Genomic DNA, 22,195 nt, shown 5'->3' on the forward strand with positions numbered 1-22,195 from the left:
TTGGCGTGGCGTCGCCCCAGAGAGGTTAGTGGATGGATTTCCGCACCTTTGTCCGGACCCTCCTCACGCATTGGAAACTCGCCTTGGGGGCATTGCTGGCGTGCACAATCGGCGCTGCGGCGGTCACGGCATTGCAGACGAAGCACTACCAGTCGACGGCCACCATCCTCATTTCCTTTCCCGGTGCCACCGACCTCACCGAGTTGTACAACGGCACGCTGACCGCGCAGGAACGGTTGTCGTCCTACGCGCAGATCGCGGGCGGCCGGACGGTGGCGGAGCGCGCGGTCAACCAGCTGCAAGCCCCGATCAGTGCGGACGCCCTGGTGACCCAAACTCAGGTGAAATACACCGCCAAGTCCCAGCTTTTCACGATCACCGTCAAGGACACCGACCCGAACCGCGCCGCGGCCCTGGCGGGAGCGATGGCCGATCAGTTCGCCGCGCTGGTGCCGACGCTCGGCGCGACCACGGGTCCGAACGGCCGGCCCGTGCCGGTGACGCCCGGTTCGCGGCCCGACGTCGGCGAGCCGAATCCACCCGCGGCCCCACCGTCGGAAACGCCCGGCCAACCGGCGGCCAAGCCCATGCCGGTGGCGAGGGCGCGGGTGGTGGAAGCGCCGCGCGTGCCCGATCACCCCGTGACGCCGGTGCCGGTGCGCAACATGGCGATGGGATTTGTCGCCGGAATCCTGCTGGCCATCGCGGTGGCGGTGGCCCGCGAGGCCAGCGATCGCACTGTGCGATCCCGGGAGAAGCTGGAACAGCTTTCGGGCCTGCCGACTTTGGCCGAGCTGCCCGGCAGGCGCGGGAACACCCCGCGGTTCGGCGTCGACTCCGCCCTCGACGACGCCGTGCGGGGCTTGCGCGCCCGGCTGCTCAGGGCGATCGGCCCCGACGCCCGCCGAGTGCTGGTGGCGGCGCCGTTCGGTGGGGAGGGGACCACGACCACGGCACTGAACCTGTCGCTGGCCCTCGCCGAGGTCGGCGAGGACGTCCTGCTCGTCGAGGGCGATACTCGCCGGCACGTGATCGCCGGTCTGCTGCGGGTCGAGTCGGGGGAGGGGCTGGCCAACGCGCTGGCCAGCCCCGAGATCGCCGCGGAAGCCGTGAAGCCGACGCCGATCGCCAAGCTGTTCATCCTCGCGTCCCGGTCCGCCCGCCGCGAGACCCCGCCCTGCAGCGCGTTTCTGCCGGAGGTGATCGACAGGGTGATGCTGGACTTGTCGTCAAGCTTCGACCGGATCGTGGTCGACGGGCCGCCGGTGCTGGCGACGCCGGACAGCGGCCTGCTGGCGGGCGCCGTGTCGGCCACGGTCCTCGTGGTGCGGGCGCGCCGGACCACCGTGGACGAGCTCAACGACGCGCTGACCGCCTTGCGCTCGGCCGGTGCACAGGTGGTCGGCACCGTGCTGACCGACGCCCGGCCGTCCCTGCACATCAGGGCCGCGGCCAAGACCTATCGGGCGAAGGTCGGCGGGCCGGCGTGATTCCCTACCTGCCCGGTCGCCCCCGCCTGGCAGTAGACGGTGTCCTGCTGACGGTATTCCTGTTCGGCTGCTTCGTCTTTGGCGTGCTCGCGGTGCGCCGAACCACCGAGGGAGTGTTGCTCATCGCCGCAACGTTCTGCCTGGTTGTCTACTGGGTGAAGCGCGAGGGGCTGGCGGGGGTGACGCTGTTTCTGGCGTTCGCGGCGCTGCCGGAGGGATTGCACATCGGCAAAGTGATTGGGCCGGTGGCGATCTACGCGTACCAGGTAGCCGCGGTGCTGGCGACCGGCTATCTCCTCCCGATCGTCAGACCGCGGTTCAAGGATTTCCTGCTGCCGGGGATGTTCGTGCTGACGGTCGTGTATTTCACTGTGGTCGGGTTTCAGATGGGGCATGACGCCACGATGGTGCTACACGAATCGACGACTTTGATCGAGATGGTCATCGGGTTCGTGCTGGCGCTGTTGATCGTGTACGGCGGCTACCTGAAGTTCTGCATGCGCGTGATGGTCGTGACGCTGTGGTTCTCGGCGGCGATGGCGATCTTCAGTTCGTTGCATGCCATCCGGCTGGCCGGCCGGGCCGAAAGCCTGGAGGGCGCGACGGGCGCAGGTCAAGCCCTCCGCATCGTCCTATCCACCCAGACGCCGGCCACCGCAGCGCTCACCGCGCTGGTCGCCGCGTCGATTATCGGTCGCGTCCGGCCGATGACGTTCCTGGCCTTCGGCCCGCCGGCGCTGATCATTTCGCTGCTGGCCTTCTCGCGGAACACGCTGATCGCCGTGGCGGTGGGCGCGACCGTCGCCTTCTTCGCCAACTTCGGCTGGCGGGCCCTGCGGCGTACGGCCGCCGTGGCCGCTGTCAGCGCGGGTGTGGCCGCGCTGATATTGCCGGCGTCGCTGTTCCTGCTGCAGCAGTCGGAGGCGGGGTCGTGGCTCAGCGACCAGTTCACCGCGTTCAATCAGCGGGTGTTCGGCGGGGTTTCGGCCAGTGCGCTCGCCACCGACGAATCGACACTGGACCGGCTGCGGGAAGTCGCGCGGCTCAACGCCGCGATCGCCCAGGCGCCGGTGTTCGGCCACGGCCTGGGTTACGCCTACCAGTTGCCGTCCGGCAACGATCCGAAGGCCTTCGCCTGGACGCTGGGCCCCACCTACTCCCACCTCTTCTACCAATGGTGGCTGGCCAAGGCCGGGGCCGTGGGCATGGCGGCGTTCGCCTGGATCGCGTTGACACCGATTGTCCGGGCGCTGCGCTGCGCGACGATGCCGGCGAAGATCAGCGCGGCGGTCTGCGCCGGTCTGCTCGCGATATCCGCGGTCTGGCCATTGCCCGAAATGCCCATGGACGCACTGGCTTTGGGGCTGGCCCTCGGAACGGCCATGGGATTCGCCGGTCTACGGCACAGGAACTCCGAAGCGGACCAGGCGGACGCCGACGCGGCGCCGGCGCTGGCCGCTGCCGGCGGAAAATGATTGCGGTCACTCACGTCGGGCCCGACATGTACAGCTTCGGCGGCACGCAGTCCGTGATACGAGTCATCCGCGACAACAGGATCGGTGCCGACGAAATTCGCGTCCTGTCGACGTGGAACGGGCGCCACCACGCCAAGAATCTGTGGCTCACCGCGCGCGCGGGGGCCGCGCTGGCCCGGGCGCCGCGCGGGGGCGTCGTGCACTTCCATATGTCGAACGGCGGCGCCTGGCTGCGCGAAGGGCCGCTGATCCGCCTCGCGCGGGCGCGTGGCTTCCGGGTCGTCGTGACCATCCACGGCTCCGACTTTCCGCAATTCTCCCGGTCGCACCCCCATTTCGTGGGCTCGACGCTGAGGAAGGCGGACCATCTCATCGTCTTGTCGGAGGAAGCGCGTGCCGCCGCGAGATGGGTTGCGCCCGCGGTGCCGGTGTCGATCGTGGCCAACCCGGTCGTCATCGATCGAGACGCGCCCGGGGCCGGCTCGACACCGCCCGTCGTGCTTTTCGCCGGCACCATTGGTCGCCGCAAGGGCGTCGACACGCTGGTCTCGGCCTGGCGGCTGCTGCTGGCCGAGGGCATCGAAGGGCGTTGCCGCATAGTCGGTGTCGTCGACGACTACACGCCGCCGCCAACCGAGCGTCTCAGCGTCGAGCCCCCGGTACATCCGGACCGGGTCCGCGAGCTACTCCGGTCGGTCCGCGTGGTGACGCTGCCGTCGTTCTCCGAGGCAATGCCGATGATCCTGACCGAGGCCCTCGCCGGCGGGCGGCCGTTCGTGGCGACTCCGGTCGGTGGCACGCCGGAGATCGCCTCGGACGCGGGCATGCTCGTCCCCGCCGGTGACGCGTCCGCGTTGGCGGCGGCGATCGGCCGGTACCTGCGTGACCCGGAGCTGGCCGAGCGTGACGGGCGTCGCGGTCAGGAACACATCGCGGCGACACGGAGCCCGCGGATCATCGACGCGGAGCTGCGCCGGATTTACGAGGGCTGCGGTGTTAGAGCAAGTTGAGCTCGAGGGGTCGCAGCTGAGAGTGAGCGCTGTGGGCTTCGGATGCGGCGGTCTGATGCAGTCGCCGTCCCGCCGGGAACGGATGGCCGTGCTGGGCGCCGCGGTGCACAGCGGCATCACGCACTTCGACACCGCACGGATGTATGGCCTGGGCAGGGCGGAGGCGGAACTGGGGGCGTTCCTGCGGACGGTCCCGCGCGACACCGTCACCGTCGCAACCAAATTCGGCATCGACGTCGGGGGGATGGCGAGGCGCCTCGGCCGGTTTCAGGCTCCGGCGCGGGCACTGCTGCGCAAGGCGCCGGCGCTGCGGCGCGCCGTCAAGCGGCAGCAGGCGACACCCGAAACCGCCCGCGTGTACGACGCGGTCACCGCGGCCCGCAGCCTCGACGAGAGTCTCGTGGCGCTGGGCATCGATTACGTGGACATCCTGTTCGTTCACGGCCCACGGCCGGGGGACACCGTGGCCCGCGGTGAACTTCGCGAATTCTTTGAACGTGCCCGCCAGCAGGGCAAGATACGCGCCTGGGGTGTCTCACAGGACGAGGGGCTCGACACGGACTTCGCCGCGTCCTTCGCGCCGGAAGGGGTGAGCCAGGTGCGCGCCGACCTGTTCCATCCGCCGCCGCGCCCAGCGGATCTCGCATTCGGCGTGTTGCAACGTTCGTACGCGGCACTCTCGAACGCGTTGCGGGCCGACGCGGAGTTGGCGCGACGCTGGCGCCAGACCCTCCAGCTCGATCCGCTCGCTCCCGGGGCGCTGTCCAAGCTGATCCTCGGCTCCTCGGCCGTCGCAACGGGTTGCCGCGCAATCCTTTACAGCACCACCGACCCCCTCCGGGTCGCCGAAGCGGCCGGTGCGGTCTCGGCGCCGCCGGAACCGGAGACCCTGGAGCGGTTCCTCGCTCTGGTGGCGGAGGTGCGTGGGGGTGCTGCCGCGTGATCCGTGGCCCCCGGGAGTTCGCCCCGAACATGACGATCCGGACCGACGTTGTGGTCGTCGGGGCCGGTGCGATCGGCATTGCGACGGCGCTGGAACTCGCGCGATCCGGTGTCCAGGTGGCGTTGATCGAGAGCGGGCTGGAAGGCAAAGACGAAGCGGCCCAGGAGTTGTCGGCACTGGATTCCCGGCAGGACGACGATCTCCATGCGCGCAGTGAGCTCATGATCCGTCGGCAGGTTGGCGGGACCACGGCGCTCTGGGGTGGCCGCTGCGTCAAGTTCGACCCCATCGACTTCGAGGACCGCCCGCTCACCGCGCAGGCGCCCTGGCCGATCCGATACGACGACGTCGAGCCCTACCTGCAGCGTGCCTGTGATTGGGCGGCGTGTGGTCGGGCGGCATTCAACGCGCGGGAGATTCCGGAGCTTGCGCAGCGGGAACTGATCGCCGGGCTGCCCGACGGCGACGTGCGCACAACCGATCTCGAGCGCTGGGCACTACCAACGCGTTTCGGCCGCGAGTACCGGGCGGCGCTGCACGATGCGTCCGCCCTGACCGTGTGGACCGGCCTTACCTGCACCGAGATCGTGACGGCACCCGCCGGTGACTCCGTTGACCACCTCGTGGTCAAGACGCTCGACGGCCGGGAGGGGAGCGTGGTCGCCGCGGATTACGTCATCGCGACCGGTGGTTTGGAGGCGACCCGCCTGCTGCTCGCCTCGGACCGCCATCACCCGGCGGGTCTGGGAAACGCGGGCGGCCACCTCGGGCGCTGGTACATGTCGCACGTCGAAGGCCGGGTCGCGCGCGTGCAATTCACCACCGATCAGGTCAGCTACGCCTACGAGCGGGACGGCGACGGGGTGTACGTGCGCCGGCGCTTCACCCTCGATCCGGGTCTGCAGCGCGACGCCGGGTTGCCGAATGCCGCCGTGTGGCTGGTCAATCCGCCGATCAGCGACCCGGGGCATGGAAGCGGCATCCTTTCCGGCGTCTATCTCACCCTGATCTCCCCGATCGGCCGCTTCCTGCTCGCGGAGGCCATCCGTGCGAAGCACACCCAAACCGACGGTCCGCCGCGGATCCTCGCGCACCTGCGCAACATCGTGCGGGACCTGTTCCCGTCGATCCGGTTTGCGATCACGTTCTCCTATGCCCGCTTCGTCCGCAGGGGCCGCAAGGCGCCGGGCTTTTTCGTGAAGAGCGCGGACAATCGATATCTGCTGCACTACCACGGCGAGCATCTTCCGCATTGGGAGAGCCGCGTCGAGCTTGCCGACGACCGCGACGCCCTCGGCATGCGCAGGATCCGCACTCATATCCACTTCTCCGACGACGACTACCAAAGCGTGCGCAGGGCCATCGCCGCGATCGATGAACACCTCCGCCGCCACGGCGCCGGGCGCGTGGAGTGGCTGACCGACGACGTCGAGGGCGCGGTGCGCGTGTTCTTGGCCGGGCACGCCGGCTACCACCAGGCCGGAACGACGCGCATGTCGCACACTCCCGATGGCGGCGTCGTCGACCCAGATTTGCAGGTTCACGGCGTGCGCGGGCTGTACGTGGCGAGCACGTCTGTCCTGCCGACGTCGAGCCAGGCCAACCCGACCCTGTTGGGCATTGCGTTGGGTGTCCGGCTCGCCGATCACCTTAAGAAGGCTCGAATGGCCTGTGAGCGTTCAGATCCCAGGACGGCGTAGGCAGGTCAGCGCCGACTGGCCAGCACCCGGGCGATGACATCCAAAAAGCGCTCCGCGACGATGTCGACGTCGCAATGCTGCGCGTAGTAGCGCGCCGCCTCGGCGCCGCGCTGCGCCGCGACCGACGGGTCGGCCAGCAGGTCGAAGGCGGCGGCGAGCCCGGCGACATCGTCGACACCGATCGGGGGACAGCCGGGAGGCTGGTACTCGGGCAGACCACCGGACGTTGACACGATCGGCATCACACCCAGCTGCATGGAGAGCACCTGCACGCCGCTTTGCGACGCGCGCCGATAATGCGAGACCGAACCTTTCGCGGCGGCCAGGATCGGAATGACGTCGGCGTAGCGGTAGCTGCCGTTGCGCCAGCGCGTGTGTTTGGGCAGGGCGGCGGGGTCCAGGGGCCCGTCGCCGATGAGCACCAGGTTGTCACCGCGCCAGCCGCCGCCGACGATATGGCGCTGCCACGCCTCGAGCACGACGTCGACGTTCTTGTACGGGTTGAGCCGGCCGAACATGACGAAATCCCGGCGTCCCTCGGGGCCCACGAATGGTGGAACGCGTTGCGGGTCAATATCACTGGCGAGCGGCACGACATACACGGGGGTGCCCGCGACGTCGCGGCGCGCCGCGACGGCTGCCGCGACGTACTGGCTGTAGGTGATGGTGGCCGCCGAGCGGGCGCCCCACCGGTCGAACACCGCGCGTTCGTAGGACGGGACCCGTTCGTCGGGGTCGTGCGGCCGGTCGTCGTGCACCACCTGGATGCGGGGAACCTGCCCGGCCAACGCGATCCAGCGGGGATCGCGGACGATCTCGGCGATCACGACGTCGGGTCGAAACTCACGGATCCGGCGCCACGCCTTGAAGGTCGGGACCCAAGTCGCGGCGCTTTTGAACCGCGGATCGAGCACCAGCTCGTACTCACGGGCGGCGTCCGACTCGGGGTGCCGGTCGGAGGTCACCAGCAACACGTCGGCTCCGCGCCGCAGCAGCCCCTCGGCCTGCACCCGCACCGCCGGCCGTGTCCAGGGCGAAAGCCAAAGCACCCGGGGCGATTTCATTGCTCGTTGTCGGCCTTCAGGAAGACGTCGGCGTCGGTCCACATCCGGGTCTGAAGTGCGCGTCGCGGCAGGCCCTCGAGGAGGCCGGTGATGCGGGGCGAGGCCAGCAGCCGCCAGGCCAGCGGATTGATTTCCGCCCGGGTCCAAATGTGCAGCCCCATGCCCCCGAGCTGCCACCACCGCGTTTTGGAGGTGTGGAACTGCATGCCTAATTGCTTTCCGATGAACGCCAACGTCGATCTCTGATAGAAGGTGATGTGCTGGCCGGTGGCAAAGGCGTAGTACATCCATTCCTCCGGCGGCGGGGGCCGGCCGTCGAAGAGTTCGGTCGTAAACACGATGGAGTCGGTGCCCGTGGTCTCCAGCAATTCGGCAACGAATCCGACCGGGTCGGCGAGATGCTCCATCACCTCGAAGGCGGTGACCACCGTGTACGGCGGGCCCGGACCCGCGTCCGCCTCGAAGCCTTGCGCGGTCAGGTTGGGGGAGTGCTTGTCGGTCCAGTAATAGTCGAAGCCGATGTCCCGCATCAGGCGGGTGAAAACACCGTAGCCCCCGGCCGCGTCGAGAAACCGGCCGCGGCGATCGAAGAAGAAGTACAGCAGCACCGACATCGCCCGTGCAAGATACTGATTGCGCCACAGCATGGTGGTGTCCGCCGCCGCGATGGGGCTGGCATAGGCCTCGTCCAGCCAATGCGGCTCTTCGGTCTGCAGACCGCCGCAGTTGTCGCAGAGGTAGTACTTGCAGTCGTATTTGGCGAGGATCTGGTGAGTGAACGCCAGACTGGTGCTCGAATTGCAGATGCGGCAGAACATGCCTATCAAACCCTCCCGAGCATGACCCGCGCCTTGAGCAAACACCGGGACAATGGAGAACCTACGGCACCTTCGACGCTATCGGCAAGCAAATCACCGCCGAATTTCGGCGCGGACGGGCGTTGTGCAGCACCGCTATTCACCGAATGCCGGGAATAGTCGCCCGGGGCCGTGATAGCTTTGGTCTCCGATGGCCAGAAGCGCTACACCGCCGCCGAAAGAGACGCTCCGGCAGAAGGTCCGGCGCATTCTCGGCAGTGAAACGCGGGACCAGCTCAAGGATCTGATCCTTTTCGATCATTCCCAGTCGCTGAAGGCGAACCATCCCAACCCGCTCAACCGCGCGGGCAAGAAGTGTTTTTCGGCGACCGATGAGGACGGAATAACGCTGGAGATCCTGCGCCGTATCGGCCGGCTCGACGGCGGTGTCTTCGCGGAGTTCGGTGTGGGCGACGGGACGGAGAACAACACCCTGATCCTTGCGGCCCTGGGCTGGAAGGGCTTCTGGATCGGGGGACAGGACCTGGCCGTGGCCGTCGAGAACCACCCGCGGTTCGCCTACGAGAAGGCGTGGATAACCGCGGACAATATCGTTGCGCTGGGCCGGTCCTGCCTGCAGAGGATCGACGCCGCGGGGGTCGACGTGGTTTCCCTCGACCTGGACGGCAACGACATCTACCTGGTCGAGAAACTCCTGGCCGATGGCATCCGTCCCAAACTCTTCATCGTCGAATACAACGGGAAGTTCCCCCCGCCGGTGAAGTTTCAGATCGCCTACGATCCCGAGCACGTGTGGCAGTCCGACGACTATTTCGGGGCGTCACTGAGCAGTTATGCCGAGCTGTTCGCCCGCTTCGACTACCGCCTGGTCTGCTGCAACTCCCACTCCGGTTCCGACGCGTTCTTCATCGACACCGCCCTGTCCGAGTACTTCGCCGATGTGCCGACGGACATCGAACAGCTTTACGTGGAGCCCAGGTATTTCCTGTACAGCGGGTTCGGACAGCACAAGACGTCGCCCCGCACCGTGGCCAAGATCCTCCGATACGAGCGGTAGGGCGTTGCGCGAGAGTAATTTTCTCCGGCGCGCATTCACAGCACCGCGTTGATCGCGTCGAGGTAGGCGTCGGCCATCGCCTCCACGGTGTAGTGCTTGCGCATCCGCTCGAAGCCTCGTCGCCCGACCGACGGCAATGCGTCCGGGTCCGCCAGGATTCGGGTCAGGCTCTCCCGCCATCCCGCCACCGACACGGGCTCGACCAGAAATCCCGCCCTGCCGAAATCGAGCATCTCCGGCACGGCGCAAATCGCCGACGCCGCAACGGGAACCGCCCGGGCCATCGCCTCGAGAATCACCAACGGAAATGCCTCGGACCGGCTCGGGACGCACAGCAGGTCCGCGTCGGCCAGCGCGGGCCCGGGTCCGGCCGACCATCCCCGCCACTGCACCCGATCGCACAACCCGGCCGGGGTAAGCGCCTGCAACCTCTCGCGATCCGGGCCGTCACCGAAAATCGAAAGCCGCCAAGGCATATCGGGCAGGTCGCCGAGCGCCTCGATCAGCAGGTGCGGGTTTTTGTGCTCGACGATGCGCGAGAGCATGACCAAGTGCAGCGGCTCACCGGCGGTGCGGACCCGGGGCGCCGGGTCACCGGCGAGGGCGACGCCGTTGGGCGCAACGAAGTGCCGTCCCGATAGCCGGTGCTGGGCCACCAGCATGTCCCAATGCCGTTGGGCCAGCACGATGAAGCCGTCGGCGCGGCGCATGGCGGCGGTCAGCGGCCGCGAGTAGATGGGCCGGTCCTCCTCGGGCGGGACATGCGGGGCCACCAACCAGCGTCGGCCGGCCGCGCCCGCACGCCACAGTGTGGCGAATCCCGCCTCCGTGTTGGTGTCGGCGGTGACGAGCACCGCCGGGCCTTCGGGGATATCGACGACGGGCGCCCACCAGGGCTGGCGTACCACGCGCACGGTGTCCGGAATCTCGGAGACCATTGGGCCGAACCGTTGCACGCAGACGATGGTGACCGAGTAACCCCGGCGATCCAACTCCGTTGCCAGCAACGCCTTTTGCCTTTCGGCACCGCCGTAGACCAGGCGGTTTGTGGTGATCACGATCGCGGGCAGGTCCTTGCGGCGGCCGGCGTGAGCGGTCCGCCGTGACCGCCGCAGCACGGTGGTACCGGCCAGATACGCGTCCGCGTGGTGCACGCTGTGCTGATGCTCGAGCAGCAGCGCGGTATCGGCTCGCGCCAGATCCCGCTCGCGGCGGCGCTCGGCGGCGGTGCCCTCGTCGTCGCCGAGACCGGAGCGGTCGACGCCGATCTCATCGGCCAGGTGCATCCGCCAGCCCGCCGCGCGGGCCCGCGCCTGCCAGTCCGCCGCCGCTTCGAAGCCGAGAAACTCTTCGTCGAAGCCGCCGACGGTGTTCCAGGCCGCGCGGCTGATCGCCAGACAGGTGGCATCCAATTCGCCGTCCACACCTCGTGATTCGGCCGGTTGGCGGGCATAACGGCGTGAAATCGGTGAGCCGCGCCGCTTGCCCGCGGCCAGCTCGCGAACCAGGGTTCGGCGGCGCGTTGCGATGTCCCACGGCCTCCAGCCGGGTGCAGTGTCGTCGCGCGCCATCGGCGAAACCGCGGCCACCCGCGGCTGGCGCAGCAACTCGCGGGTGCGGGTCAACGCCCCCAGCAGGCGGCCTCTGGCGTCGAGCAGCAGCAGATCCGCGTCGCTCGGCGCACGCTCCACCAGGGCGTTGAAGGCCTCGGCGAAGCTGATTTTCGCCGTGCCCGACACCCAGTGGACGCGCGGGTGTCGGGCGGCCAGTTCCGTACGGTCGCCGGGTTCGTAGACATAGACGTGCAGCCCGGGCAGCTGCTCGGCGACGGCGGCGAGGCACCTCTCGAGTGTGTCGTGGCCGCAACCGGCCACGATCAGCACGGCGATCGACCGGATGGGCGGCAGCGCGGCCGCGCCGCCGACCGGGCTCTTCAGATATTGCCGGTCCAATTCACCCTTCATGCCGCCAGCTGATTTCGGCGCAAGGAGGCCAAGTCCGACCAGCGCAGCGGGCCGGCCGCGGCGCTGGTGGCCAGGTAGACAACGGCGGCGATCGCGAGGACGAGAACCACGTGGTGACCCCGGAGCAACAGCACCACCGCGACGCTGGCTCCCGTCGGTATCAGCACCCGCAGCAAGAACATCACGGGCGTACGGTAACCGCAGTGCCGGCGCAGCCACCAGCTGCTGACCGCCAGGTTGAAGAGCTCCGTGCACACCAGCGCGATGCCGGGGCCGACGGCGCCGAACCGCCCGGCGAGCGCGACGTTGAGCGCGACGTTGAGCGCGAGGGTGGCGACCGTCAGCCAGAGCAAGACCCGCTGGTGATGGCTGGCGACCAAACCCTGGCCCAGCGTGCCGCTGACGAATCGCAGGGCCGCCGCGACGAACAGCAACGCCAGCGTCGGCGTCCCGCGGGCGACGAACGCCTTGTCGCCGAACAATCCGATCAACGGTCCGGCCAACAGCGCGCCGACAACCGCGACGGGGACCGCCACGAAGTACATCAGCTCCACGCTGCGGCGCAGGAAGGCGGCGAACGCGGCGACGTCACGCGAGAACAGCTCGGTCGCCGTCGACAGCGTCGACTTGAGGAAGACCAGCGACACCACGATCGTGTTGAACGCGATCGTGAAGGCCAACCCGTACACGCCCACCTCGGAGTGGGTGCTCAGCAGGGACAGGATCACCCCGTCGGCGCGGCAGTACAGAAGTCCGACGACCAGAAAGCCCATCAACGGCAGGCTTTCCCGCAACAGATCTGCGGCCTCCCGCGGCGCGAAGACCGGGCGCACCGAAATCTGCCGCATCGCCGCGGTGCCCTGGATCACCAATTGCAGGGCGGGCGGAATCAGTTGCGCGACAGCGAACCAGATGACGTCCGCCCGCGCCGCGACCAGGCAGGCGACCATGGCCAGCGCGGCCAGACGGCCGGCGACGTCGGAGATGGCCACCGCGGAGAACCGGACGGTGGCCAAGAACACCGGCTCGAACCGCGTCGTCATGGTCTGCATCAGCAGCGCGCCGGACAGCACAACGAGCATCACTCGGACGTCGGCGTCGTGATAGATGAGCAAGCCGGACCCGGCCGCCAACAACGCCAGCGGAACGCAATAGATCAGGGCCATGCCGCTGTTGACGCGCACCAGACGCTCGAGGTCACCTTGGCCGGAGGTCACGCGTCGCACGATCACGGTCGCGATACCGAGATCGGCCATGCTGGTCCACACGGCGATGAAGAGCACCGCGATGGAGAGCTGGCCGTAGCGGCCCGGACCCAGATAACGCGCCGTCATCGCCACCGAGACCACCGAGGCCAGCATCCCCAGTGCCCGGCAGATCAGTTGAATCGAGAACGCGTGAGCCATCCGCGAGAGCGGTACCGATGGGACGACCGCACCAGGGGTCGTCGGCTCAGTCATGACTCCCTAGTATGCGCCGTGACTGGTGAGAACGGCCTTAATCGTCTTGGCGATGATCATGAGATCACCCGACATCGACCAGTTGTCGACATAGGACAGGTCCAACCGCACCGACTCTTCCCAGGACAGGTCGGATCGGCCGCTCACTTGCCACAATCCGCTGACGCCCGGCCTCACCAGCAGCCGCCGCTTGACGTCACCGTCGTAGTTCTCGACTTCGCGCCGCAACGGTGGGCGTGGCCCGACGACGCTCATCTCGCCTTTGAGCACGTTGATGAACTGCGGCAGCTCGTCGATGCTGAACCTGCGCAGAATCCTGCCGACGGGAGTGACGCGCGGGTCCTGGCGCATCTTGAACAGCATGCCGCCGGCGCCTTCGTTCAGCGCCAATAGGTGCTCGACCTGTGTGTCAGCACCGTCGATCATGGTCCGGAACTTGAGCATTCTGAAGGGCTTACCGTCGATGCCGATCCGTTCGGATTGGTAGAACACCGGACCCTTGCTGGTGAGCTTGACGGCGATAGCCGCTGCGATGAGAATGGGCGCTGTCCCGATGAGGGCCGCCAGCGAGAAGAGGAAATCGAAGACCTGCTTCTGAAAGCGTTGCGTCCCTTCGTATTGCGGCTTCTCGACATGCAGCAACGGCATGCCGGCGGTGGGCCGAAGGGTCAACCGCGTCTCCGCCACGTCCATCACCCCGGGCGACACCACGACGTCGACGTCCATCGTCTCCAACTGCCACATCAGCTCTCGGATGCCGTGCATCCCAAAGTGATCCGTCTGGGTGACCGCCACGGTGTCCGCGCCGCAGCGCTGAATCGCGGCCACCGCGTCGGTGACGTCACCGAGAATCGGCACCGCGCGGCCACTGAGGGTGAGGGTATTGCCCCGCGGTCTCCCGTAGCCGGGAATGCAGACACCGACCACGACGTAACCGTCGAGCGGGTTGCGCGCCAGTTCGTGGGCAAGGTGGGAAACCGCCTGGCGGTCCCCGATCGCCAGGACCGTCGTCTGGCATTGGCCGTTCGCGCGCATCTGGCGGATGTGCTTGCGCCACAGGCTGCGACTCCCCAGCAAGCCCATGGTACCGACGGGAAGCGCGATGGCGAGATAACCGCGGGCCAGGTCGACCTTTGCGAGCAAAGTCACCATCGCGATGATTCCGAACGTCCAGAATGACGCGCTGCCGATGCGCCGGTACTCGTCGATGCCGGCACCGATGACTCGCGGTGAGCGCGTTTGGAATACCGCCAGCGATGACAGCCACAGCGCCGCGAACAGGAATGACAACATCGTCATCACGACGTCCGAGTAACCCGAGGTGTTGGCGATTTCGCCGAATCGGACGTACTGCGCGAGCAACACCGACGCGCACACGATCACGGTGTCGCTGATGCGCAGGTGCTGCGAATACTGGTGCTGCCAGCGCCGGACGGCATTCCCCGCGGGGGAGGGCGCCGGAGCGGCGGTGATGGGTAAAGCGCTGGTTTGGTGGCGAGCCGACGGCATCATGCCGGCAGGCCCCCGCTTGTGCGGCCCCGGTTCGGCGTGCACGACATCCACCAATTCCCGGGTCATCAACGGCTTAGACATGACGCTGCCCTCTCGATTGGCGTGAAGGTCGGCGTTCGCGATGGCCAACTGGCGTCTCGCTCGGAGATGACCGTGACCGGCAGCGGCCACACAACCCCGAATTCCGGGTCGTTCCAGTGGAATCCCTGCTCGTCGGACGGCGCCCGCTCACCACTGATGTGGTAGCTGACCTCGGTGTCGTCGATCAGAGTTTGGAAGCCGTGCGCGACAAACGGCGGCAGGAACAGCGCCCGGTAGTTGTCCGCGCTCAGCTCGACCATCACGTGGTCGCCGTAGGTCTGCGACCCGGGGCGGATGTCCACCGCAACGGCGGCGATCGCGCCGCGGGTGCAGCGGACCAGTTGGGTTTGGGCGTACGGCGGCACTCGATGGTGCAGGCCCCGCACGGTGCCACGGGTGTAGTTGAAGAAGATATTCGTCTGGGTGACATCGAAAGTTAGCCCGCGGCTGGCGAATTCGTCGGCGCAGAAGGAACGGGAGGAGAAGCCGCGGTGGTCGCGTTGCGGTTCGAGGTCAACGATCGTCACGCCGGCGATCTGGGTGGGCGTGTACTTCACTCACCGCTCCTTCCGTAACGAGTGCTTGGTCGGTTCATGTGTTGGCCTATGCGTATCCACCGGACGGCGGGCGTGTCATCACGGTGGGGATGACCCCGTACCGGGGCCCAAGGTTCTTGCCCGACGCGGCGGCCAGGCGCGGCAGCGACCCCATGATGCTGGGCGGGGTATTGGCACCAGCGAGACTGATGGTCGGCAAAGCGGAAGCGGCGCTGTGCGCCGCCGGGATCACGCTGGTCCAACTGGCCGGCACCGCCAGCGGGCCCAGCGAGGCCGCGCTGCCCAGGCTGCCGATCACGCCGGATCCGAGCGAGCTTGCCGCGCCCGCGCCCGCGCTTGCCGCGCCCGCGGCGGCGCTCGCGGCCCCCGAGGCGGCAGCGCCCGCAGCGTTGGTGGCCGCCATCGCGCCGCTCGCCAAGCCCTGCCCGGTTTGAGCCATGCCGAGGATGGATGACATGCCGTACAGCGGGGTCGCTGCGGCCATGAAGTAGGTGGGAAGGGAGCTGGGGAGGCTGGATACGAGGCTCGACATGAGCGACGAACTGGCCGAGTTGGTCACGGTGCTCGCGGTCCCGGCACCAGCGTCGCTGAGGGTGCTGGCGATCATCGGCGACGAAAGCCCGTGCAGGGCGTTGGGCACCGATGACACCACGTTCGAGAGCGAAGTATGGGTCGCCGTCAACGTTTCGGCCTGGGCGAGGGCGCTGCTCTGGCTGGCCACCCCCGCCGGGTTGGTGACGTCCGGCGGCGGGCTGAACGGGGTGACCTCGCACGCGGTGGCCGAACCCGCGGCGTACGCGTACATGGCCGTGGCGTCCTGCGCCCACATCTCGCCGTATTCGGCCTCGGTGGCCGCGATCGCCGCCGAGTTCTGGCCGAAGAAGTTGGTGGCGATCAGCGTCGCGAGCTGGACCCGGTTAGCGGTGACGGCAGGGGGAGGAACGGTCATCGCGAAGGCGGCTTCGTAGATCTCGATGGCGAGCCTGGCTTGACCCGCCGCCTCGGCCGCCCGCGCGGCCGCGCCGGCGGTCCACGCCATGTAGGGAGCGAAGGCGGACGCCATGGTCAACGACGAGGGACCCATCCAGCGTCCGGTCGTCAATCCCGCGATCACCGACCGGTAACAGCTTGCGGCGGAATGCAATTCGGCGGCCAGGCCGTCCCAGGCCACCGAGGCGGCCACCAGCGAGACGGGACCGGGACCGGCATACATCCGCGCGGAGTTGAACTCCGGGGGAAACGCGCCGAAATCGATCACTTCAGGCCCTGCCCTGATCGGCGGCCCCGCTCGCCGCGCGCGAAGCCCCGCTGACTCCAGAAGGAGGCAGATCGGCTTCGGCGGTGGGCGCACCATACTGCAGCACCGGCATTCCGCAACCAAACATACTTAAAGTATGGAATAAGACCATGCGGCTAGCGAAGAGTATTTCGCCTGCGGTGGCGAAGGCACTTAGTCCTTTCCCTGGTGGTCCACCTGTTGACGCTGCCCGCGCACGTGGCCTCGTGGTCACGACCGGCATCTACGTCTCCTCACAACCTGCAGGTGGCCCGGGACGGGGCGTATTGGCTGCTCAAGTGCCTGAATCGTGGGTTTGGGGCGTTCCAGGCTACAAACTGACAAACTGATAATAGCGTATAAAACATACTAATAGTTTGTAAAGCTACTGTGATCAGTACTACAGGTATTTACGGGACCGTCAAGTCGGGCGCCTCCGGCTGCTAATCTCAGAAACGGCCCAAATACTGCCCGGGGGTGGCCGGTCGGTTTCGCTTCAGACCGCCGAAGAACCGAGGTGTATGCCCTGCTCATCAACCTGATGGCGATCGACCAGGTCAGGGTCGCAACCCCCGACGAGGACGCTCGCGTTGTCCGGCCCGACGTGGGAGGCCCCGGCATTCCTGCCGGGTTCACGCCTTCACATGAGGGCCGCGTCTGCGCGGCCGATGAGAACTGAGCTCGGTTCCCGATGACGACCCACTCGACCGACGGACGCGCCGACGCGACGCGGCGACAGATTCTGCGGGCCGCTTCCCATCAGTTCGCGCGCCGGCCGTATCACGACGTCGGTCTCGACGACATCCTGGCCGAGGCTCGGCTGACCAAAGGCGCGATGTATTTCCACTTCAAGTCGAAACACGCCCTGGCGGTGGAGCTCATCGACAAGGAGATCGCCGCGGCCACCGTAGCGGTGGAAGACCTGTTGACGAGGGGGCTTTCGGGCCTGGAAACCCTCATCGACTTCTCGTACCTGATCGCGGTTCAAGACATCAAGACGGATCTGGTCAGGGCCGGCCTGAATTTGATCGAGTCGGTCGGGCAGCCGGAGGGTCTGCAGGACACGTTGCTGAGCGGATGGGTGGAAGCCCTGTCGGGGGTCGTCCAGCAGGCCATCGACGAGGGCGACATCGGCGAGAACTGCGATCCCCACGACGTCGGCCGCCTGATGGTGTCCCTGCATATGGGGCTGCGGAAAACCAGCAATCTGGACGACCCGGAAAGATTCCTGCTCGACCTGGAGAAATGCTGGATCCTCATCCTGGGCGGCATCCTGCAACCGGACCGAACCGATTACTTCCGCCAATTCCTAAGGCGGCGTGCGGCGCTCGCCGTCAACGCCAGTTCGACCGAAGAGGATTCGCCGTAACAGCAGCGAGGCCGGCCGGACGGCACGCTCGCGGTGGCCGCGGCTGCTAATCTTGGACGTCTTGCCGGTCGATGTGAGACCAGAGTGACGGCGTTCTCGCATTCATCGCGGATCTGGAGGAGCAATACGATGCCGCGCCAGGTCCGATCCGAAGCCACTCGGCGCAAGATTCTCGATGCCGCGATCGAGGTGTTCGGCGAAGTCGGATATGCGGCCGCGGGGTGGGGGGCGATCATCGAGCGGACGGGCATGACCAAGGGCGCCCTGTATCACCACTTTGATTCGAAGGAATCGCTGGCTTCGGACATCCTCAAGGAGGGCTCCGACGCTCTTCTCGCCGCTTTCCGGAACGTGTGTGGGTCGTCATCGCCGGGGCTGGAGAACCTATTGCACGGCGCCTTCACCATCGTCGAAGTGCTGAATTCGGACAAGATGGTTCGCACCGCCGAGCAATTGGCCTCTGCCTTAAGCGGATTGAACGAGGCCGCCGCAGTCTTCTACGCCGACCTGGCAGCGAAGATCGCTGAGGAGGCCAGGAGAGCGATCAGCGAAGGAGACCTTCGCCAGGATGTCGACCCCGAAGTGCTCTCCGAGTTCCTCGTCGGGGCGATGTTCGGAACGCGGTTGGTGTCCAATGCGATAGCGCGTCATGACGCGAACAGGGGCGTCGGCGTCGACATCGCCGGGCGCCTGCGCCAGATATTGGAACTCCTGCTGCCCGGCACCGTCACGGAAGCGTCACTCCCTTACTTCCAGCAATTCCTCGGTCGCGAAATGATGCGCCATGCCCCGGCCGTTGCCGCCCGCACCGACGCCCCCACGGAGGCCTGATCGGCTGGAGCTCCGCGTGCCGAAGGTCGGGCCGGATGTGCCACACCCTCTTTCGCGGTCCTGTAGACGGTGATTCGGTAAGTGGGGCTTGACGCGCATCCAACGATGCATACTGTTTCGGTGATGTACCCGAGACGTCTGGGCAAAGCGGTTGCGCTGGCCGCTGTGGCTGGATTTTTGGTGATCAGCGCCCCGGCATCGTGGGGTGCGCCCGGCGACCCGGCTACGGCGGCCGACTCGCCGACCCTGTCGCTGACCGACATCGGGTCCGCCCCCACCCTGGAGTTCTGGGGTTTGACGAGCAGCCAGCAGCTGACCGTGCCCGTGCTGCACGGGCTGACACCCACAGCGGTGAACACCACCGTCGAGCTTCCGATCAACATGCGGTCGGGGTTGATCACCGTGACGCAGGGCGAGCGCACCATTGCGCGACTGAACCTGCCCTCCGCCGATCAGACGCCGCTCGTCATTCCGCTGGCCGGAGCGGAAGTCAACGACAACTGGCTGACGGTGACACTGCGCTCCTACCTGGTGCCGCTCGACGGGTATTGCTTGTACCCCGAAAGCCCGCTGCGCCTGACCAACGGATCGATCACCTACACGGGGGTCGAACTGCCGCCCACCACGGTGGCGCATTTCCTGCCACCGGTGCTGCGGAAGCTGTCCATCTTTCTGCCGCAATCGCCATCCGCTAACGAGTCCGACACCGCCATTCAACTGGCCGCGTCCGTGGCCAGCCACTACGGCAGGCAAACCCCCGAGATTTCCGTGACGCCGTTGCCCGAAGGACAGGCGGCGCCGCCGACGCCGCCGCAAGCGCTGGAACGTCAGATCGTCGTCAAAGAGGGCCCCGACAACGGGCTTTCCCTGCAGGGCGCCGCCGGTGTGCCGTGGCTATTGATGTCGGGTCCGCTCGGCCAGTCCGACGAATCGAACACTGCCGTGCTGTTCAACGACGTGTCGCAGCTGGCCCTGTCTTCCAAGGCGGCGGTGGAACAACTGAAGCCCAGCTTGCAGCAGCCCGGCAACAGCGTCGCGCTGCGCGAATTGGGGCAGCCCGCCGTCAATGCGACGTCGCTACAACCGCGGCTGTCGATTGGACTGGACCAGACCAGGTTCGGCAGATCCGTGCACGACCTGCGAGTGCATCTCCAGGGCTCCTACACCCCGACACCGGGCAATGTCGCCGGCCAGATTGCCGTGGCGGTCGGCCCGGAGACCATCGACCACTGGCCGACCGACGGCCATGGCACCATCGACCGCTGGGTCGACGTGCCGGACCGACTCCTGCAGCGGTACACCAGCCTTGACCTGGTTCTCGACGTCGCGGCCAACGTCGGACATTGCGGTGACTTCTACACTGCCGGGCCCGGCAATCAGCTCCTCACGTTGAACATCAACGGCGACAGCACGATACAGAGCAGTCCCGCCGCACCGCCGGTGCCGGACGGCTTTCAGTCGGTGCCACAGTCATTGATGCCCCGGGTGCAGGTGGGCATCGAGCCGCACTCGTTGATCGACACCGTGCGGGCGATCAATCTCGTGGTGGGCCTACAGCGAATAAGCTCCGTGCCGATCTACACCACGGTCACGAGTGTGCAGCAGGCGATCGACTCGTCGGATCCCGCGATATTGATTTCCGCCGACGGGTGGAACCACTCCAATGTTGTGCTGCCGGTGTCCGCGGGGCCCAGCGGGCCGATCACCGTCAACGCCGTCCAATCCGACGGTAAGCCAGCCAAGCTCGCTTTGGACCCGAATCTTCGGTTTGCCTCTCTCCAAACGGTTTTCGACCGGGGCAGGTCCCTGTTGGTGGCGACTTCGAACGGCGCGCCGGCGCAGCTCGACGAGCTGCTCCGATGGCTCAACGCCGATAACAAGCGCTGGCAACGACTCAAAGGCGTCGCAGTGGTGTCCGCACCGGGGGGACAGGACCCGGTGACCGTCGAACACTCGCCCATGGCCAGTCCGGCCGCGGGGTCGCAGAGCCACTCCGATCTCGGCTGGTTGTGGTGGTTCGGCGCAGGCTGGATCGCCGTAGCCATCGTCGGCGCAGGCGTGATCGTGTGGCGCACCAGGCGCGAATCATGGCGGCGCCGCTAGCGTTTGGCGCCTGATGGCACGAGTGAGAGACTTGGCGGCGCGCCCGGCCGTCAAGAACGTGGCGGCCGGACTGCTCTGCGCCGCCGGCGTGCCGGCGTTCGCGCGCCGGCGGCACCGCGATGCGGTCGCCATCGTGATGTTCCACGGAGTGGAAGACGAACCGCTTTCACCGGTCTGCCGGCACGTGCTCGGCTCGGCGCTATACCGCCGTCAATTGGAGTACATCCGTAGGTATTTCAACGTTCTTCCGCTGGAGGAGGCGCTCGATCGGCTTGCCGAAGGGACGTTGCCACCGCGCGCGCTGGCGATCACGTTCGACGACGGCACCCGCAACCTCGCCACGCACGCGGTCCCGGTGCTGCGCGAGCTGGGACTGCCCGCGGCGGTGTTCGTGGCGACCGGCTCGATGGACAGCGGCGAAACCTTGTGGCCCGACCGGCTTTGGCTCGCGATCGCCCGCACCGCCGCGAACGAGATCGACCTAGCCGCATTGGGACGCGGTGTTTGCTCGCTCGACGGCAGCGCTAACCGCGGCAACGCCTACGCCGCCGCGGTTGAGGGATTGAAAGACCTGGCCGACGGGGACCGCATCGCGGCCCTGGACGGGATTCTCGGTGCCCTAGGGCACCGCGACGACGGCGACGGGGGTCCGTTCCGGATGCTCACCTGGGACGAAGCGCGGGCCATGGTCGGCGACGGCCTGGTGACGCTGCATCCGCACTCGGTGACCCACCCGATCCTGGCCCGCTGCGACGACGACAAGGTCGAGCGGGAGATCGCTGCTTCCTGCGCGGCGCTCGAACGCGAGATCGGTTGTGCGGCCAGGGTCTTCGCTTACCCCAACGGCCGACCGCAGGATTTCGACAACCGGGCCAAGGATGTGCTGCGTCGTCGCGGCATCCGCTGGGCGTTGTCCACCACGGCGGGCTTCGCGGATCGCCGGTGCGACCCGCTGGCGTTGCCGCGCCTGGCGGTGGCCAGCGACGCCTCGTTCGGCCACTTCCGGCTGATGGTCTCCGGCGGCCTGCCGGGCCACTACCCGCGACGGCGCGAGACGGCCGCCGCGACCAGCTGCTGAAGGGCTAGCGGTCGTCTTGCCACAACTGCTCGGTCAGATCCTGGAATGCCGCGAGGACGAATTGGTCGTCGGCTCGCATCGCTGCCGACTTGCTCATCAGGGCCCGCACGACCGAGCCGTCCTTGTGCGCCAGTTCGACGACCATGTTCGCCAGGGAGTGAACGACCGATAACAACGATTCCGAGGCCGGTGCCTGATGGAAGATCTGATGGAACCGGAGCGACAAGACCTCCTCGGGCTCGTAGCCCATCATCTCGGCGAACGCGGCGTTGGAAAACAAGATGGCGCCGTCATGTTCGATGGCCAGGACGGGAATCGGGATCCGCTCGAGCACAACAAGTGCCGGCAGCTGCTTCAAGGTCGTCATCGGCGAATCCTCATGTTGCCGATTACGTCGTCGCTCCACC

Annotated in this window: 18 protein-coding genes; 10 read left to right on the forward strand and 8 right to left on the reverse strand. The window is 67.3% G+C overall.

Annotation, left to right across the window (positions count from 1 at the left end; genetic code table 11):
* The first annotated feature begins 32 nt into the window (after positions 1-32).
* From A5758_RS02530 to A5758_RS02550, 5 genes are read left to right on the forward strand one after another with little or no spacing between them, the layout of a single operon-like run.
* A complete protein-coding gene (locus A5758_RS02530) occupies positions 33-1,490 on the forward strand; it encodes a polysaccharide biosynthesis tyrosine autokinase (protein ID WP_067735900.1) in 1,458 nt (485 codons plus the stop codon).
* Positions 1,487-2,965, forward strand: coding sequence for an O-antigen ligase family protein (locus A5758_RS02535; protein WP_067735902.1), 1,479 nt, complete (start codon positions 1,487-1,489; stop codon positions 2,963-2,965). Before A5758_RS02530 ends, A5758_RS02535 begins: the two co-directional genes overlap by 4 nt.
* The gene (locus tag A5758_RS02540; protein ID WP_067735906.1) at positions 2,962-3,975 is read left to right on the forward strand and encodes a glycosyltransferase family 4 protein; all 1,014 of its coding nucleotides are present in this window, start codon (positions 2,962-2,964) and stop codon (positions 3,973-3,975) included. Before A5758_RS02535 ends, A5758_RS02540 begins: the two co-directional genes overlap by 4 nt.
* 16 nt (positions 3,976-3,991) lie before the next feature.
* On the forward strand, positions 3,992-4,918 hold the full coding sequence (locus tag A5758_RS02545; RefSeq protein WP_067736171.1) for an aldo/keto reductase: 927 nt from the start codon (positions 3,992-3,994) through the stop codon (positions 4,916-4,918).
* Complete coding sequence (locus A5758_RS02550; RefSeq protein ID WP_067735909.1) at positions 4,915-6,618, forward strand: FAD-dependent oxidoreductase; 1,704 nt, start codon at positions 4,915-4,917, stop codon at positions 6,616-6,618. The genes A5758_RS02545 and A5758_RS02550 overlap by 4 nt, the downstream gene beginning before the upstream one ends.
* A gap of 5 nt (positions 6,619-6,623) precedes the next feature.
* On the opposite strand, the gene A5758_RS02555 is transcribed toward A5758_RS02550, so the two are convergent.
* Together A5758_RS02555 and A5758_RS02560 are read right to left on the reverse strand one after the other, a co-directional pair.
* Complete coding sequence (locus A5758_RS02555; protein WP_197503707.1) at positions 6,624-7,667, reverse strand: glycosyltransferase family 4 protein; 1,044 nt, start codon at positions 7,665-7,667, stop codon at positions 6,624-6,626.
* Positions 7,668-7,678: 11 nt separating this feature from the next.
* The gene (locus tag A5758_RS02560; protein ID WP_067735915.1) at positions 7,679-8,500 is read right to left on the reverse strand and encodes a class I SAM-dependent methyltransferase; all 822 of its coding nucleotides are present in this window, start codon (positions 8,498-8,500) and stop codon (positions 7,679-7,681) included.
* 190 nt (positions 8,501-8,690) lie between these two features.
* Between A5758_RS02560 and A5758_RS02565 the strand changes: the two genes are divergently transcribed.
* Positions 8,691-9,557 carry a hypothetical protein gene (locus tag A5758_RS02565; RefSeq protein ID WP_067735919.1) on the forward strand — a complete coding sequence of 289 codons (867 nt, stop codon included), beginning with the start codon at positions 8,691-8,693 and terminating at the stop codon, positions 9,555-9,557.
* A gap of 35 nt (positions 9,558-9,592) precedes the next feature.
* Here the strand turns inward: A5758_RS02565 and A5758_RS02570 are convergent, their stop codons facing one another.
* The 5 genes from A5758_RS02570 to A5758_RS02590 are packed head-to-tail and all read right to left on the reverse strand — an operon-like array spanning position 9,593 to position 16,389.
* Positions 9,593-11,521 (reverse strand): glycosyltransferase, encoded by a 1,929-nt coding sequence (locus A5758_RS02570; protein WP_067735922.1) that lies wholly within the window; start codon positions 11,519-11,521, stop codon positions 9,593-9,595.
* Positions 11,518-12,981 carry an oligosaccharide flippase family protein gene (locus A5758_RS02575; protein ID WP_067735925.1) on the reverse strand — a complete coding sequence of 488 codons (1,464 nt, stop codon included), beginning with the start codon at positions 12,979-12,981 and terminating at the stop codon, positions 11,518-11,520. The genes A5758_RS02570 and A5758_RS02575 overlap by 4 nt, the downstream gene beginning before the upstream one ends.
* 6 nt (positions 12,982-12,987) lie before the next feature.
* Positions 12,988-14,574 carry a sugar transferase gene (locus A5758_RS02580; RefSeq protein ID WP_067735928.1) on the reverse strand — a complete coding sequence of 529 codons (1,587 nt, stop codon included), beginning with the start codon at positions 14,572-14,574 and terminating at the stop codon, positions 12,988-12,990.
* Complete coding sequence (locus A5758_RS02585) at positions 14,559-15,131, reverse strand: dTDP-4-dehydrorhamnose 3,5-epimerase family protein (protein ID WP_067735931.1); 573 nt, start codon at positions 15,129-15,131, stop codon at positions 14,559-14,561. Before A5758_RS02585 ends, A5758_RS02580 begins: the two co-directional genes overlap by 16 nt.
* Before the next feature lie 46 nt (positions 15,132-15,177).
* Positions 15,178-16,389 (reverse strand): PPE family protein, encoded by a 1,212-nt coding sequence (locus A5758_RS02590; protein WP_067735934.1) that lies wholly within the window; start codon positions 16,387-16,389, stop codon positions 15,178-15,180.
* A 709-nt stretch (positions 16,390-17,098) separates the two neighbouring features.
* Here A5758_RS02590 and A5758_RS02595 point away from each other — a divergent pair.
* From A5758_RS02595 to A5758_RS02610, 4 genes are all read left to right on the forward strand, one after another.
* The gene (locus tag A5758_RS02595; protein ID WP_067735937.1) at positions 17,099-17,776 is read left to right on the forward strand and encodes a TetR/AcrR family transcriptional regulator; all 678 of its coding nucleotides are present in this window, start codon (positions 17,099-17,101) and stop codon (positions 17,774-17,776) included.
* Positions 17,777-17,905: 129 nt separating this feature from the next.
* Positions 17,906-18,607: a TetR/AcrR family transcriptional regulator gene (locus A5758_RS02600; protein WP_067735940.1), complete on the forward strand. Its 702-nt coding sequence runs from the start codon at positions 17,906-17,908 to the stop codon at positions 18,605-18,607.
* A gap of 105 nt (positions 18,608-18,712) precedes the next feature.
* A complete protein-coding gene (locus A5758_RS02605; RefSeq protein WP_067735943.1) occupies positions 18,713-20,710 on the forward strand; it encodes a hypothetical protein in 1,998 nt (665 codons plus the stop codon).
* A gap of 22 nt (positions 20,711-20,732) precedes the next feature.
* Positions 20,733-21,788: a polysaccharide deacetylase family protein gene (locus tag A5758_RS02610; RefSeq protein ID WP_067735946.1), complete on the forward strand. Its 1,056-nt coding sequence runs from the start codon at positions 20,733-20,735 to the stop codon at positions 21,786-21,788.
* A 4-nt stretch (positions 21,789-21,792) separates the two neighbouring features.
* Here A5758_RS02610 and A5758_RS02615 read toward each other — a convergent pair whose 3' ends face one another.
* Positions 21,793-22,155, reverse strand: a complete 363-nt coding sequence (locus A5758_RS02615; protein ID WP_067735949.1) for a PAS domain-containing protein — start codon at positions 22,153-22,155, stop codon at positions 21,793-21,795.
* Between the last annotated feature and the right edge of the window lie 40 nt (positions 22,156-22,195).

The sequence above is a fragment of the Mycobacterium sp. 852014-50255_SCH5639931 genome (assembly GCF_001665605.1).
GTDB lineage: Bacteria > Actinomycetota > Actinomycetes > Mycobacteriales > Mycobacteriaceae > Mycobacterium > Mycobacterium paraffinicum.

Bases quoted from the DNA above. Each gene is read 5' to 3' on its own strand.
- A5758_RS02575 (WP_067735925.1), bottom strand. From the start codon at position 12,981: ATGACTGAGCCGACGACCCCTGGTGCGGTCGTCCCATCGGTACCGCTC.
- A5758_RS02560 (WP_067735915.1), bottom strand. From the start codon at position 8,500: ATGTTCTGCCGCATCTGCAATTCGAGCACCAGTCTGGCGTTCACTCAC.
- A5758_RS02600 (WP_067735940.1), top strand. From the start codon at position 17,906: ATGCCGCGCCAGGTCCGATCCGAAGCCACTCGGCGCAAGATTCTCGAT.
- A5758_RS02605 (WP_067735943.1), top strand. From the start codon at position 18,713: ATGCATACTGTTTCGGTGATGTACCCGAGACGTCTGGGCAAAGCGGTT.
- A5758_RS02540 (WP_067735906.1), top strand. From the start codon at position 2,962: ATGATTGCGGTCACTCACGTCGGGCCCGACATGTACAGCTTCGGCGGC.
- A5758_RS02570 (WP_067735922.1), bottom strand. From the start codon at position 11,521: ATGAAGGGTGAATTGGACCGGCAATATCTGAAGAGCCCGGTCGGCGGC.
- A5758_RS02565 (WP_067735919.1), top strand. From the start codon at position 8,691: ATGGCCAGAAGCGCTACACCGCCGCCGAAAGAGACGCTCCGGCAGAAG.
- A5758_RS02530 (WP_067735900.1), top strand. From the start codon at position 33: ATGGATTTCCGCACCTTTGTCCGGACCCTCCTCACGCATTGGAAACTC.
- A5758_RS02595 (WP_067735937.1), top strand. From the start codon at position 17,099: ATGACGACCCACTCGACCGACGGACGCGCCGACGCGACGCGGCGACAG.
- A5758_RS02580 (WP_067735928.1), bottom strand. From the start codon at position 14,574: ATGTCTAAGCCGTTGATGACCCGGGAATTGGTGGATGTCGTGCACGCC.
- A5758_RS02615 (WP_067735949.1), bottom strand. From the start codon at position 22,155: ATGACGACCTTGAAGCAGCTGCCGGCACTTGTTGTGCTCGAGCGGATC.